General features: G+C 40.7%; 21 protein-coding genes. 2 read left to right on the top strand and 19 right to left on the bottom strand.

Annotated elements, in window-relative coordinates; translation table 11 throughout:
- Window positions 1-273: 273 nt before the first annotated feature.
- On the bottom strand, window positions 274-930 hold the full coding sequence (gene pgmB / locus N780_RS18545) for a beta-phosphoglucomutase (RefSeq protein ID WP_036787665.1): 657 nt from the start codon (window positions 928-930) through the stop codon (window positions 274-276).
- A 66-nt stretch (window positions 931-996) separates the two neighbouring features.
- Window positions 997-1218 (bottom strand): hypothetical protein, encoded by a 222-nt coding sequence (locus tag N780_RS18550; RefSeq protein ID WP_036787668.1) that lies wholly within the window; start codon window positions 1216-1218, stop codon window positions 997-999.
- Window positions 1219-1364: 146 nt separating this feature from the next.
- Between N780_RS18550 and pdaB the strand changes: the two genes are divergently transcribed.
- Window positions 1365-2126 carry a polysaccharide deacetylase family sporulation protein PdaB gene (pdaB, locus tag N780_RS18555; protein ID WP_036787671.1) on the top strand — a complete coding sequence of 254 codons (762 nt, stop codon included), beginning with the start codon at window positions 1365-1367 and terminating at the stop codon, window positions 2124-2126.
- Window positions 2127-2142: 16 nt separating this feature from the next.
- On the opposite strand, the gene N780_RS18560 is transcribed toward pdaB, so the two are convergent.
- On the bottom strand, window positions 2143-2817 hold the full coding sequence (locus N780_RS18560) for a KinB-signaling pathway activation protein (RefSeq protein ID WP_052115169.1): 675 nt from the start codon (window positions 2815-2817) through the stop codon (window positions 2143-2145).
- A gap of 145 nt (window positions 2818-2962) precedes the next feature.
- Here N780_RS18560 and gerD point away from each other — a divergent pair, with 145 nt between their 5' ends.
- Window positions 2963-3619, top strand: coding sequence for a spore germination lipoprotein GerD (gerD, locus tag N780_RS18565; RefSeq protein WP_036787674.1), 657 nt, complete (start codon window positions 2963-2965; stop codon window positions 3617-3619).
- A 41-nt stretch (window positions 3620-3660) separates the two neighbouring features.
- Here the strand turns inward: gerD and salA are convergent, their stop codons facing one another.
- The 16 genes from salA to N780_RS18645 all read right to left on the bottom strand — a co-directional run bounded on the left by salA (window position 3661) and on the right by N780_RS18645 (window position 13721).
- Window positions 3661-4710, bottom strand: a complete 1050-nt coding sequence (salA, locus tag N780_RS18570) for an iron-sulfur carrier protein/transcriptional regulator SalA (RefSeq protein ID WP_036787677.1) — start codon at window positions 4708-4710, stop codon at window positions 3661-3663.
- A 95-nt stretch (window positions 4711-4805) separates the two neighbouring features.
- Window positions 4806-5519: an N-acetylmuramoyl-L-alanine amidase CwlD gene (gene cwlD / locus N780_RS18575; protein ID WP_036787680.1), complete on the bottom strand. Its 714-nt coding sequence runs from the start codon at window positions 5517-5519 to the stop codon at window positions 4806-4808.
- 63 nt (window positions 5520-5582) lie between these two features.
- Entirely contained in the window at window positions 5583-6026 is a 444-nt protein-coding gene (locus tag N780_RS18580) for a DUF2521 family protein (RefSeq protein WP_036787683.1), read from the bottom strand.
- A gap of 254 nt (window positions 6027-6280) precedes the next feature.
- Complete coding sequence (gene rpsI / locus N780_RS18585) at window positions 6281-6673, bottom strand: 30S ribosomal protein S9 (protein ID WP_036787686.1); 393 nt, start codon at window positions 6671-6673, stop codon at window positions 6281-6283.
- Window positions 6674-6695: 22 nt separating this feature from the next.
- Window positions 6696-7133, bottom strand: a complete 438-nt coding sequence (gene rplM, locus N780_RS18590; RefSeq protein WP_036787689.1) for a 50S ribosomal protein L13 — start codon at window positions 7131-7133, stop codon at window positions 6696-6698.
- 163 nt (window positions 7134-7296) lie between these two features.
- Window positions 7297-8040 carry a tRNA pseudouridine(38-40) synthase TruA gene (gene truA / locus N780_RS18595; protein WP_036787693.1) on the bottom strand — a complete coding sequence of 248 codons (744 nt, stop codon included), beginning with the start codon at window positions 8038-8040 and terminating at the stop codon, window positions 7297-7299.
- Between the two features lie 13 nt (window positions 8041-8053).
- Window positions 8054-8851 carry an energy-coupling factor transporter transmembrane component T family protein gene (locus N780_RS18600; RefSeq protein WP_036787696.1) on the bottom strand — a complete coding sequence of 266 codons (798 nt, stop codon included), beginning with the start codon at window positions 8849-8851 and terminating at the stop codon, window positions 8054-8056.
- Window positions 8848-9714, bottom strand: coding sequence for an energy-coupling factor ABC transporter ATP-binding protein (locus N780_RS18605; protein WP_036787699.1), 867 nt, complete (start codon window positions 9712-9714; stop codon window positions 8848-8850). Before N780_RS18605 ends, N780_RS18600 begins: the two co-directional genes overlap by 4 nt.
- Window positions 9690-10529, bottom strand: coding sequence for an energy-coupling factor ABC transporter ATP-binding protein (locus N780_RS18610; protein ID WP_036787701.1), 840 nt, complete (start codon window positions 10527-10529; stop codon window positions 9690-9692). Before N780_RS18610 ends, N780_RS18605 begins: the two co-directional genes overlap by 25 nt.
- A 172-nt stretch (window positions 10530-10701) precedes the next feature.
- Window positions 10702-11061 carry a 50S ribosomal protein L17 gene (gene rplQ / locus N780_RS18615; protein WP_036787704.1) on the bottom strand — a complete coding sequence of 120 codons (360 nt, stop codon included), beginning with the start codon at window positions 11059-11061 and terminating at the stop codon, window positions 10702-10704.
- A gap of 44 nt (window positions 11062-11105) precedes the next feature.
- Window positions 11106-12050, bottom strand: a complete 945-nt coding sequence (locus N780_RS18620) for a DNA-directed RNA polymerase subunit alpha (RefSeq protein WP_036787707.1) — start codon at window positions 12048-12050, stop codon at window positions 11106-11108.
- 181 nt (window positions 12051-12231) lie between these two features.
- Entirely contained in the window at window positions 12232-12621 is a 390-nt protein-coding gene (gene rpsK, locus N780_RS18625) for a 30S ribosomal protein S11 (protein ID WP_036787710.1), read from the bottom strand.
- Window positions 12622-12646: 25 nt separating this feature from the next.
- Window positions 12647-13012: a 30S ribosomal protein S13 gene (gene rpsM / locus N780_RS18630; RefSeq protein WP_036787713.1), complete on the bottom strand. Its 366-nt coding sequence runs from the start codon at window positions 13010-13012 to the stop codon at window positions 12647-12649.
- Window positions 13013-13036: 24 nt separating this feature from the next.
- A complete protein-coding gene (gene rpmJ / locus N780_RS18635) occupies window positions 13037-13150 on the bottom strand; it encodes a 50S ribosomal protein L36 (protein WP_036787716.1) in 114 nt (37 codons plus the stop codon).
- A gap of 39 nt (window positions 13151-13189) precedes the next feature.
- Window positions 13190-13408, bottom strand: a complete 219-nt coding sequence (gene infA / locus N780_RS18640; protein WP_036787719.1) for a translation initiation factor IF-1 — start codon at window positions 13406-13408, stop codon at window positions 13190-13192.
- Window positions 13386-13721 (bottom strand): KOW domain-containing RNA-binding protein, encoded by a 336-nt coding sequence (locus N780_RS18645; protein ID WP_036787722.1) that lies wholly within the window; start codon window positions 13719-13721, stop codon window positions 13386-13388. Before N780_RS18645 ends, infA begins: the two co-directional genes overlap by 23 nt.
- Between the last annotated feature and the right edge of the window lie 12 nt (window positions 13722-13733).

The following is a 13733-nucleotide window of genomic DNA, read 5'->3' on the forward strand; positions in this document are numbered from 1 at the left end:
AAAGACATTGACGTTACATGTTGTTTCGTTCAGTTTTCAAAGATCAAATTGTTTCGCTGTGTTTCAGCGACAGAAACTAATATAACATTTTATCTTAGTTTCGTCAATCACTTTTTTTAAAAAGTTAATTTGTTATTGTTTAACCATTTATTTCGAAGTGCTTGTCTCGCTGACAACAAAAAATATCTTACCACGATATGAATTACTTTTGCAATAGTTTTGCATAAAAAAATTAAAAATCCCTCTAAAAAATTTTAGAGGGGCCGTTAAAGTCTACCCTAAATGCCCTCGTAGCGCCTTTAGCGTCAGTTGTGAAGGATGATCTATAATCCAATCTGCTTTGGCCATAGCATTTTTACTCCCCACTCCTACCGCATACATTCCTGCGGCTTTAATAGACTCTACACCGGCTTCAGCATCTTCTACTCCAACACATTCCTCAGGGTTAACAGCTAATTGATCTGCAGCCTTTAGAAATATCTCAGGATCCGGCTTACCATGTTTAACGGCAGCTGCGTCTACTATTGTATCTAAAAAGGATTCAATCTTAAGCTGTCGAACAACAGGGCGAGCATTCTTACTAGCGGAAGCTAACGCTGTTGGAATTTCCGCGGCTTTTATCTCATTCAAGAACGGTAAAATTCCAGGCAGAAGATCATTTGGAGTAATTTGCTGTATAAAGCTTTTATAATGTTCATTCTTTTTATGAGCTAATTCATTCATCTCATGTTCAGAAAGGACCAGGCCTCCATGATCTAAAATCATATGTAAGGAGTCCATTCGACTAACACCTTTTAAACGTTCGTTAAACGTACGGTCGAAATGTACTCCCAATTCTTCAGCTAGTTGTTTCCAAGCTAGATAATGATATTCAGCGGTATCCGTAATGACACCATCTAAATCAAATATAATGGCTCCTATTTCCCTCATTCTTTCTCCACCCCTATGTAAAAGCGATTTCATATATACACTATATCATACATAGGAGATGTCTAACTATTGATGTTTACGCTTTGGCAGTACATACCGAATACAGTCATGTTTGCTTGCTAATCTCTTGAACAATTGGTATAGGATTTTATAGCGTTCTTCCATAGCTCTTTTTACAACGTGATCAATCCGGTGGTCTTCTAAGTCCATTAAAAGTTCGTCCATCTCCCGCTTCAATAGATATTCTATTTCTTTTTGTTCCATATCTTTTAATAAAAGTCCTAGCATGTACTCACCTCTTTGTATTTGTTCCCTTCTATCATGTCCATTTATATCCAATTTATGAAATGAATCATCTGCTTGTTCATATTTGTCCACTCCGCTCATAAGTTGTACTATGCAGGGATTTCTGAATGGATAAGGAGAGGTGTATGATGCAACACTTTTACGCATGGAACGGAAATCGAATAAAAAAGTGGGGACTAGTTGTTATTGCCGCTCTTTTCTGCTCAATCTTTTTGTGGGTGGAAAGAGACAATGCCTTCTCTGTCTTTTCAACCGACAAAGGGCCAAGGGCACTCATTAGCAGCAATACCAAGAGCAAGGATGTAGCCATTACATTTAATATTAGCTGGGGACAAGAAGAAGTCTTTCCTATTCTTGAATCATTAAAGAAAAATAATGTAAAGGCTACATTTTTCGTAAGCGGAGAATGGGCTGAAAAGCACCCGGATATCTTAAAAGAAATTACGGAAAGCAAACATGATTTAGGAATGATGGGGTATCGTTATAAAAGTTATGCCAAGCAAGACATAGCTCAAGTAAAGAAAGACCTTTTGTACGCCCGGGAAGTGTTTAAAAAACTGGGGTATGAAGAAATGGACCTTTTAAGGCCTCCGCACGGACATTTCAATAAAGAGGTATTAACGCTTGCAGAGGATCTTGGATTTAAGGTTGTACAATGGAGCATAAACCCTGAAGACTACAAGAACCCTGGAACACAATCCATTGTAGACGAAATCATGAAAGAAACATCAGGCGGGGATATTATCGTTTTACATGCTTCTGACTCTGTAAAACAAACAAACGAAGCATTAAAAACAGTTCTTCCAGGATTAAAACAAAAAGGGTACGAATTTGTCTCCATATCTGAGATGATCTCGAAAACAGAGGCAAAGTCATCTGCTGTGAAATAAGAAAAGAGCAAACGGATTAACGTTTGCTCTTCTTCTTTCTGTTCTTCTTTTTCTTCTGGGCTTTATGGGACGTTTTAGATGGTGATACCGCTTCTGTTTTCATTCCCCCATCATTCAGGCGATGAAGAACCAATAACTGATACGTATTACAGAAGAGAACTGCAGGTAACATAAGCATAACCCAATCAGAATCGTCGGCTTGGAAAGCTGGAACGAGCTCTACTGAAGTTATAACGATCATAAAGAATAGCGCCGGTATGAAAGCTTTAGAATTCGTTTCTTTAGCCTTCAAGTATGCTACAGCCCAGCCAAAGAGAAGAAGAGCTGCGGGTAAGACAAAAAATGGAGCAACATCCGCTTCTTCAGCTACAGACTTATAGCGGAAGTACACCAAATCAAACAAAGTAAACAGAATCAGAACAATTTGGATGGGTGCCCATAACTTCCTGAATATCCCCAAACCAAATTGGTGAACCGTTAGATAAGCAAAGAACGCCATCTGACTAATTACACTAAAGATAAAACCTAACCCTAAATACATGAGCATTAAAATAATGACTTCCCATATACTAAAAGGATTAAAAGCTGTTACATAATGTTCATTCTGTACAAAAAAACTAACGAAGAGGGTAATAACCCCTCCCCACAATAAAGTCGTCAGAAACAATTTCACCCATTTGCGACTTGTCACGTTGGATCCCCCTACTTTCATTGCCGTAAATCAATCCTATGGTATTTTACCATAAAAACAAGCGTTTTCACTTCAAAACCTGTGTATATTTTCTTTCGATTATCTCATATTAAGTATATGTAAGGTGATTGAAAGGAGCGTTCTCATGAATAGGATGAAGGGTTTAGCAATCCTACTCGTACTAATTGCAGTATTGACAGCTTGTTCTGGCAACTCCTCATCTGGCGGAGAACAAGCCGATTATGATAAAATCAAGAAAATGGTTGTAGATATATTGAAAACCGATGATGGAAAAAAGGCGATCACAGAAGTCTTATCTGATAAAGAAATGAAACAGCAAGTGGTTTTAGAATCAGATGTTGTTAAAACAAGCATTGAAGAGACCATCACGTCTGACAAAGGGAAGAAATTTTGGGAAGAGTTATTCCAAAATCCTCAGTTCTCTAAAAAGTTCGCTGAATCACTCTCGGAAGAACAGAAAAAAATTATGAAGTCTCTTATGAAGGATTCTCAGTACCAAAAAAGCATGTTAGAGCTTTTGCAAAATCCTGAAATGGAAAAACAGATGCTTACTGTCATGAAAAGTCAGCAATTCCGTGAAGAATTGGAAAAGACCATCCAAGAAACCATGGAAACCCCTATGTTTAAAGCCAAAATGAGCGAAATTGTTCTGAAAGCTGCTGAAGAGATGAAATCAGGACAATCTCAGTCAGAGGGTGGCGGCTCCCAAGGCGAAAAGAGTTCCGGTGGCAGCAGTGGTTCTAAACAAGATCAACAATCGTCTGGTGGCGGAAGTGAATAATAAAAAAGGGTACCTTTTACAGGCACCCTTTTTTATTAGTTTTAACTCATCTTTTTTATCATTTTGTTCGCAATGGATAAAAAGATCTTTCCTGTTGGGTGATCTGCTTGATACACACCAGGAGCAAAGATATCCTCTTCTTCGTAAGGTTGTTGAAGAGGGAGTTGTCCAAGAACTTCTGTCTGAAGTTGTTCAGCTAACTTCGGACCTCCACCTTGGCCAAATACAAATTCCTTCTGACCAGTTAACGCACTTTGGAAATAAGCCATATTTTCGATTACACCTAAAATTTCATGCTCTGTCTTAATAGCCATTTGGCCAGCACGGGCTGCCACAAATGCTGCTGTTGGATGAGGTGTCGTGACGATCACTTCTTTACAAGATGGCAGCATGGAATGAAGGTCTAGTGCTACGTCCCCTGTACCTGGTGGCAGATCAATGAGTAAATAATCTAAATCTCCCCACTCCACTTCTTTAAAGAAGCTTGTTAACATTTTACCTAACATTGGACCTCTCCAGATGATTGGGGAATTATCCTCAACGAAAAAGCCCATTGAAATAACTTTCACACCAAATCGTTCAACAGGGATAATTTGTTCACCACGTACAACCGGTCTTTCTTCTATCCCCATCATGTCTGGTACACTAAATCCGTAAATATCAGCATCAATAATTCCTACTTTTTTACCTAAGCGAGCTAAAGAAGTAGCGAGGTTAACCGTAACAGTAGATTTCCCTACGCCGCCTTTCCCACTAGCGATCCCAATGAATGTTGTTCCTGTATTTCCTTCTAATAAAGATTCACTTTCCTCACTAGCACCAGCATACTGCTGTAGAATCTCATCCGATAACTGGTTAAATCTCAACCCTACTGTAGCAACACCAGCACCTTTTAAAACGTTTACAATTTCTTGTTGAAATTGCATTTGCTCAGCTGTGTTTGGTTGGGCTATAGCAATCTTAACACTTACATGATTCTTCTCTTCTTTAATTTTAATCTCTTCTATTCCGTCTGTTTCTTCTAATGTTCTATGTAAATGAGGATCTTGCAAGGGATGTAGCAGATCCACCACTTGTTCTTTTGTAATCATATTCTGTCACCAACCTTCTAAAGTGTCTATGTTGTAGTATAACATAAAAAGTCAGAAAGCTTGGATGACAGTGCTTGATTATTACAAATTTTCAGTTACTCTGGAATCTCATCTTCTGTAACGTAGCGCAACATCCCTTCATATACCGAGGCAGCCACTTTGTTTTGATACTCCTCCGTCTTCAGCAATTCTCGCTCATGTGCATTTGATAAGAAGCCAATTTCTACAAGCGCTCCAGGAGAATCCGTGCTGCGAAGCAAGTACATGTTACTAATAGCTAATGCACTACGATTCGTATTTTCTAAGTTCCGCTTAATTTCACTTTGAATAAGCTTCGCAAGCTGTTCACTTTCTGGCGAAGATGCATTATAAAAAGATTGGGCGCCGTGCCATTTTGGCGAAGGAATAGCATTCAGATGAACACTTACATAGAAATCCGCTTCTTTATCATTGATAAATTCCACACGCCTTTTTAAATCCTGGGATTTTCGCTTAGAGATGCTTTTTTCGTCCTCATCAGCCAAATCAACATCTTTTTCCCTTGTCAAATAAACTAACGCCCCTGCTTGTTGTAAGTAATCCCGAAGCTTTTTAGAGACCTCAAGTGTTATTTCCTTCTCTAGCGTTTCATCGCTCCCTACCGCTCCACCATCAACCCCTCCATGGCCCGGGTCAATGACAATAACCTTACCAGCAAGGGGAAGGGACCATGTTTGCCAAGAATCATTTGTTTCGATTGGATAACGTATAAGTACAATTAGGACCACTAAACCAATAAACCAGCTTGAAATTTTAAAAGCTTTCCCCATCCTTGTCTCCTCCTCATCCTAGCTACTTCTCAATATATGGGACAAGGAAGGAGATTATGCGTATCAATCAAGCTTTAGGCGCCTACGTCGTTCACCTCGTTCTAAACCAATCTTCCACCATGTATCTACAAATTCCTCACAGCTTTTTTCTGCCTTTACAACAAACCATCCATTAATACCTGATGCTTGCTGCCAATACTCCAGGTAATCAAAGAAATCAAGTGCAATCGTGCCAAGTTCAGCTTCATAACGTTTCTGAATGTCCTCAATGCCTTCCCCCATTAGTATAAATTGACTCGCTTCAGCACCTAATAGATAAGCTTCCATCGCTTGCTCAACCGCTTCTTCCTTAATAGCGGACTCATATACTTGAAACGAGTGAAAAAAACGCTGAAACCTTTTAGACACATCGTTTTGAACTTCTGTAAATGTTAACTCACGTAATAAGTTTCGTTCAAAAGCTAACTGTTTATTTAAACGGAGCCGATCTATAGATACAACCGACATACCGAATCACCTCCATATTGCTTATTAGTGTATTCGGTATGTAGCTCTATCATTCTGAGCTATAACACTTCCCTCGAATGGAAGAAATACGTACACATAAAAAGGCCCACCAACTTAAGAGATGTGGGCACTGATTAAAAATCACCGAACAATTGAAGTGAAGTCATATAACGAACAAATCCATTTATGATTTATTAGACGACAAAAAAACCCCCGGTCCAAAAGACCAGGGGTTTTGAAAACGTAAATAAAAATTAACGTTTTGAGAATTGTGGAGCACGACGAGCAGCTTTAAGACCGTATTTCTTACGCTCTTTCTTACGAGGGTCACGTGTAAGTAGACCTGCACGCTTAAGAGTCGTACGGTATTCTGGATCTGCTTCTAACAACGCGCGTGCAATTCCGTGACGGATTGCACCAGCTTGACCTGTGAAGCCACCACCATCAACGTTTACATAAACGTCATAGTTGCCTTCGTTTTCAGTCACAGCTAAAGGTTGTTTAGTGATCACACGTAGCGTTTCATATGGGAAATAATCTTCTGAGTCACGTTTGTTAATAACGATACGGCCTGTACCTGGAACTAAACGTACACGCGCTACAGAAGTTTTACGACGTCCGGTACCGTTGTATTGTACTTGTGCCATCTGTAGTCAACCTCCTTATTAATTAACCGCGAAGCTCGTATGCTTCTGGTTTTTGTGCTTGGTGCTTGTGTTCAGGACCTGCATAAACATGTAGCTTTTTGCCCATTTTGCGTCCTAGGCTTCCGTTTGGTAGCATACCTTTAACGGCTAGCTCGAGCATTTGTTGTGGATAGTTCGTACGCATTTCTAGAGCGTTACGTTCTTTAAGTCCACCAACATAATTTGTGTGACGGTAGTACATCTTGTCCGTCAGTTTTTTACCTGTAAGTTGGATCTTCTCAGCGTTTACGATAATGACATGGTCGCCAGTATCAACGTGAGGAGTGTAAGTTGCTTTATGCTTACCGCGAAGGATTGCTGCAACTTCACTAGCCAAACGACCTAGTGTTTGACCTTCAGCATCAACAACATACCATTTGCGTTCAACGTTGTTTTCGTTTGCCATAAAAGTTGTGCGCATGGTCAGTTCCCTCCTGATTTTCGTTATCTCGTTAACGTATATTTTATTCTCAACACAATTAGATTCCGGGGCTAATCGTGGTATAGAAATAAAATGCCATAGATCATATTATAATACTTTACTATTTAATGTCAAGGGTATGTTACACCTGGGGACGTTGTTTTTACAAATAATCCACATTCCACAGAAACAACCCTTGTGGTGGCGCCGTTTTGCCAGCCTGGTCTCGATCTTTAGCTGCCAATATTTCTTTTAAGTCTGTTACGTCTTTTCTTCCGGAACCGATCTCAAGAAACGTTCCGATTAAAATACGAACCATATTATAAAGAAAACCGCTCCCGATAAACGTAAATACCAATTCATCCTCTACTACGTCGCAGCGGACAGAATATAGAGTACGCACATAATCACCTTTCATCGTCGTTTTCTTCGAACAAAAGGATGTAAAGTCATGAGTGCCTTCTACTAAAGCACATGCCTCTTGTATGGCCTCTATATTTAATTTACAAGGATAGTGAAAGGTTACGCCTCTCCGGAAAACATCGGGGATGTCACGGTTTAAGACACGGTACCGATATTCTTTCTTTTTTGTACTATAGCGTGAATGAAAATCATCAGATACAGGGTAAGCACGTTGTATGACCACGTCATCCGGCATTAAAGATTGCAGGGCCTTTCTCCAATCCATATTAGGATTATCTAAATCAGAATCGAAATGAAGGACTTGTCCACGTGCGTGAACACCTGCATCCGTTCGCCCAGACGGGTGTAAACGTATTTCTTTCCCTTTATGAATTTTCCTCAACGCTTTCTCAATCTCTTCCTGAACAGTTCTTCCATTTGGTTGAACTTGAAACCCAGAAAAATGAGTACCATCGTAGCTTACCACACAAGCAATACGAACCATAGTGCAGACACCTCTATGCTCTAGTTAAAAATACAGCGATGATCACAAAGGTGAACAGAACGAGAACCGCATAGTCAACCTTACGTAAAGCAAGCTCACGAAGCTTAGTCCGTCCTTCGCCACCTTGATAGCCTCTAGCTTCCATAGCCATAGCCAGTTCTTCAGCACGCTTAAACGCGCTCACAAAGAGAGGAACCAATAAGGGAACAATGGCTTTTAACCGTTCTTTGATAGGACCTGTCCTGAAGTCAACTCCTCGTGAGGCCTGCGCCTTTGAGATCTTCTCTGTCTCTTGCATAAGCGTAGGAATAAAGCGTAGAGAGATCGACATCATCAACGCTAGCTCATGTACAGGAAACTTGACCTTTTTTAAGGGGTGAAGAATACTCTCGATGGCGTCAGTAATCGCAATAGGTGTGGTTGTCAATGTAAGCAAGGATGTAATAAGAATTAACAAAAAGAACCTTAAAGATATAGCCACACCTTGAATAAGGGCTCCTGAATATACATCAAAACCTAGTACCGAAAAAAGTACGTTTCCTTCTTTCGTAACGACCAGGTGTAATATAAACGTAAATATAATCAAAAACCAAACAGGCTTTAACCCCTTTGCAATAAAACGAGGAGGGATCTTTGTAATTCCAACGCTTAATAAAGCGAATAACGCAAGAGATCCATAACTCGCTACAGAGTTAGCGAAAAAGACCACAATAACAAAGAAGAAGATGATTGTAATCTTTGCTCTCGGGTCCATACGGTGTACAGGAGAATCTCCAGGTACATATTGCCCGATTACCATGGAACTGTTCATACAGAGGCCCCCTTTAACTTCTGAGCGGCTTCTGCAGCCAATTCTTCAATGGATTGCTTCTTGTATTCCAGACTTAGACCGAAACGCTTATTCATCTTGTCGGTCAATTCAATAATTTCAGGTACATCTAATCCCACTTTATTCAAAGCATCCTTCTCTTTAAATACTTCTAGTGGTTTCCCCTGCATATACATATGGCCATTGTGCATCACAATAACGTAATCAGCATAGGCAAGAGCATCCTCCATACTGTGCGTAACATGAACCGTTGTGAGATTTTTTTCATGATGAAGCTTATAAAACATGTCCATAATCTCACGTTGTCCTTTAGGGTCTAAGCCAGCGGTTGGTTCATCTAATACGAGTACTTGAGGATTCATAGCAAGCACTCCCGCAATAGCGACACGGCGCATTTGTCCACCACTCAAATCGAATGGAGAACGCTCTAACATATCTGATGACAACCCTACTGCTTCAATTGTTTCTTGTACTCTTTGTTTAATTTCTTCTTTTTGAACCCCAAAGTTGAGAGGTCCAAATGAAATATCTTTTTCAATTGTTTCTTCGAATAATTGGTGTTCTGGGTACTGAAAAACAACACCTACTTTTTTTCTAAGTGCTTTTAGGTTTTTCGGTTTAGACCCAGCTTGTAACGTAACGTCACCAACTGTGACACTCCCGTGGGTAGGAGCTAGCAAGCCATTTAGGTGTTGAATGAGTGTAGACTTCCCTGACCCTGTATGTCCAATCACAGCCACAAAGGATCCAGATGGGATTTGAAAAGAGAGATTTTCGAGCGCTCGATGTTCAAACGGACTATTTGGTTGATAGATATAACTTACGTTGTCGAATGTAATGTCCATAATTCATCCATCAATTCTTCATGATTTAAAGGTTGTGTCTTTACATCAAGTCCGAGCCCTTTTAACTCATGGGCGAACTTTGAGACGAGTGGAATATCTAGTCCAATGGATTGAAGATCCTCTTTTTGCTCAAACAGCTCTCTCGGTGTGCCTTCAAACCAAACATTTCCCTTATTCATAACAATAACCCGATCAGCGAGCGTTACCTCATTTAAGTCATGTGTGATGGTTACAACTGAAACATCACGTTCCTGTCGAACCTGGTTCACCGTATGCATAATCTCTTTTCTTCCCTTGGGGTCTAACATAGCTGTCGCTTCGTCAAGAATAACCATAGAAGGAGCCACGGCCAAAACACTTGCAATGGCGACACGTTGTTTCTGACCACCTGAAAGCCGGTGCGGCTCATGATCTTCATACTCTTCCATTCCGACAGCTTTTAAACTATGGGCAATCCTTTTCACCATCTCTTCTCGAGGTATCCCGTGGTTTTCAAGCCCAAACGCCACATCATCTTTAACCGTTGTCCCCACAAACTGGTTATCTGGATTTTGGAATACCATACCGACTTTACGACGGATCTCCCATATATTCTCTTCAGAAAGCAGTAAGCCATCCACGTATACATAGCCTTCGTTTGGAGAAAGCAATCCGTTCATTAGTTTGGCCATGGTTGATTTGCCTGAACCATTATGACCAATGACAGCTACCCATTCATTTTGGTTCACTTGAATAGAGACATCATCCAACACAATAGGGCTGTCTTCTCGATACTGGAAAGAGACGTTTTGAAATTCTAAGAAACTCTGCTCCATCTCTTACCTCCTCTGCTCTACTCTCATATTTCCCCGGAAATACGACAAATTAACGCACCGTATTTATATAAAAGGTCGAATTAGGTTGTCTCCGGAATTTGTTATAAACGTATAAAAAAAGGGCTGGGATAACCTCTAAAGAGATTCTGTCCTGCCCTTTTTCCAAGTGGGATTATACTAATTCGATAATCGCAGTTTTTGCACCGTCACCTTTACGGGCACCAAGTTTCATGATGCGAGTGTAACCGCCTTGACGGTCTTCGTAACGTGGACCGATGTCTGTGAATAGCTTCTGAAGCGCAGTTTGACCGCTCTCATCATCAGCTTGTGCTTTGTATAGGAAAGATTCAGCTTGGCGACGAGCATGAAGATCTCCACGCTTACCAAGTGTAATCATTTTCTCCACAACAGAACGAAGCTCTTTCGCTTTCGCTTCAGTAGTTTCGATACGTTCATGAATAATTAGGTCAGTTGCTAAGTTGCGTAGCAATGCCATACGTACGTCAGTTGTACGACCTAGTTTTCTAGCCATGTCAGTTCCCCTCCTTTGCAGAGTTTCTCTCTATCGACGAATGATTAATCGTCTTTACGTAAGCCTAAGCCAAGTTCTTCGAGCTTATGCTTAACTTCCTCAAGGGATTTACGTCCAAGGTTACGAACTTTCATCATATCCTCTTCCGATTTTTGCGCAAGTTCTTGTACCGTGTTGATACCTGCACGCTTGAGGCAGTTGTAAGAACGCACGGATAAATCAAGTTCTTCGATTGTCATTTCAAGGACTTTTTCTTTCTGGTCTTCTTCTTTCTCAACCATGATTTCAGCGTTTTGCGCCTCATCAGTGAGTCCAACGAAAATGTTTAAGTGTTCCATATAGATTTTAGCACCTAATGAAACTGCTTCTTCTGGTCGAATGCTTCCGTCAGTCCAAATGTCTAACGTAAGCTTATCAAAATTTGTCACCTGGCCTACACGAGTGTTTTCCACTTGGTAGGTAACACGTGAAATTGGAGTGAAGATAGAATCAACTGGGATGACGCCGATAGGCTGTTCATCAAATTTGTTCGCTTCTGCAGGACGATAGCCGCGTCCTTTTTCTGCCGTAATTTTCATACGCAGATTTGCATTAGATTGTAACGTAGCAATGTGGATCTCAGGGTTTAAGATCTCCACATCAGAATCATGCGTGATGTCTGCAGCTGTTACTGCTCCTTGTCCTGATACATCAATCTCTAAAGTTTTAGTCTCTTCAGAGTAAATCTTAAGAGCTAATTGCTTAAGATTTAGGACGATCGTTGTTACATCTTCGACTACACCATCAACTGTTGAAAATTCATGAAGTGCGCCTTCAATCTGGACAGAGGTTACAGCAGAGCCCGGTAGTGAGGATAATAGAATACGACGTAAGGAGTTCCCTAGTGTTGTACCATATCCACGTTCAAGCGGTTCGACGACCAACTTACCAAACGTTGCATCATCGCTGATCTCAACCAGTTCAATTTTTGGCTTTTCAATTTCGATCATTAATTAAAACCCTCCTTCAAAACGTCGAAACCCCGGTTAGACAAAGTCTAACCGAAATTCCTCAGGTAGGCAGTCCCCGTTTATACATAGTTTATTCGTTCATAAGCTAAAATGCTTTTATACTGCTTTTTTAGCTATCATAACCCATTATAGACAGGGTGACAAATTCTATACAGGTAAATTACACACGACGACGTTTTGGTGGGCGGCAACCATTGTGAGGTACTGGAGTTACATCAACAATGGCTGTAACTTCTAGTCCTGCTGCTTGAAGTGCGCGAATCGCAGCTTCACGGCCAGCACCTGGGCCTTTAACCGTTACTTCTACGGATTTTAGTCCGTGTTCCATACCAGCTTTTGCAGCTGCTTCAGAGCACATTTGTGCAGCGAATGGAGTAGATTTACGAGAACCTTTGAAACCAAGGGCACCAGCACTACTCCAAGATACTGCGTTACCTTGAACGTCAGTAATCGTAACGATAGTGTTGTTAAACGTAGAACGGATGTGTGCTACACCCGTGTCAATATTCTTTTTCACACGGCGCTTACGAGTGTTTGTTTTACGAGCCATAGGGTTAGCTTACCTCCTTTATACCTTATTTTTTCTTGTTTGCAACTGTACGACGTGGACCTTTACGCGTACGAGAGTTGTTTTTCGTTTTCTGACCTCGTAGTGGAAGACTACGACGGTGACGGATTCCACGGTAGGAACCGATCTCGATCAGGCGCTTCACGTTAAGAGAGTTCTCACGACGAAGATCACCTTCAACAGTGTAGTTCTCAAGAGCTGTACGAATCTTAGCTAATTCATCTTCTGTTAGGTCACGAACACGAGTATCCTCAGATACGCCTGCATCCGCTAAAACTGATTTAGCAGTTGTGTGTCCAATGCCGTATACATACGTTAATGAAATGACAATACGTTTGTCACGTGGAATGTCAATACCAGCAATACGTGCCATTCAGCAGTGCACCTCCTTTAGTACTTATCCTTGTTTTTGTTTATGCTTAGGATTATCGCAAATTACCATTACTTTACCTTTACGGCGGATAACTTTGCACTTTTCGCAAATTGGTTTTACAGATGGTCTTACCTTCATCATCCATACCTCCTTTTAGATCGGAGCATTCCCGCATTATTATTTGTAGCGGTAGGTAATACGTCCTCTACTTAAATCATATGGAGAAAGTTCAACCGTTACTTTATCTCCTGGAAGAATACGAATGAAATGCATACGAATCTTTCCGGAGACGTGAGCAAGTACGGTATGCCCGTTCTCTAACTCAACTTTAAACATTGCATTAGGCAATGTGTCAACGATTGTTCCTTCTACTTCAATTACATCTTCTTTCGCCATCGAGTTGATCTCCCTTCTTTAAATCAGTCACTGCTTCATCTACAAATTTTGATAAGGCAAAACGAAGTTTGCCATTCGTTACGCGACCAGTTTCTAGAAGGCTATTTTCGACCTCAGGAGAAACATACTCAGTACATTCAATGTGTTGAATATTCTTCTTCTTCGGCCTGTCGTACTTTCGTTTTTCTCCGTCTGCGAGCATCACAAAACGATCATCAACAAATCCGATGATAATCATATATTGTTCTACCTCACGTCCTTGCAAAACACGAACAACCTGACCTATTCGTGGACTCGAATCCGCTTCGTTCAAAAACGATCACCT

Origin of the sequence: Pontibacillus chungwhensis BH030062 (genome assembly GCF_000770675.1) — a bacterium.
In the GTDB taxonomy this organism is placed as follows: Bacteria; Bacillota; Bacilli; order Bacillales; family BH030062; genus Pontibacillus; species Pontibacillus chungwhensis.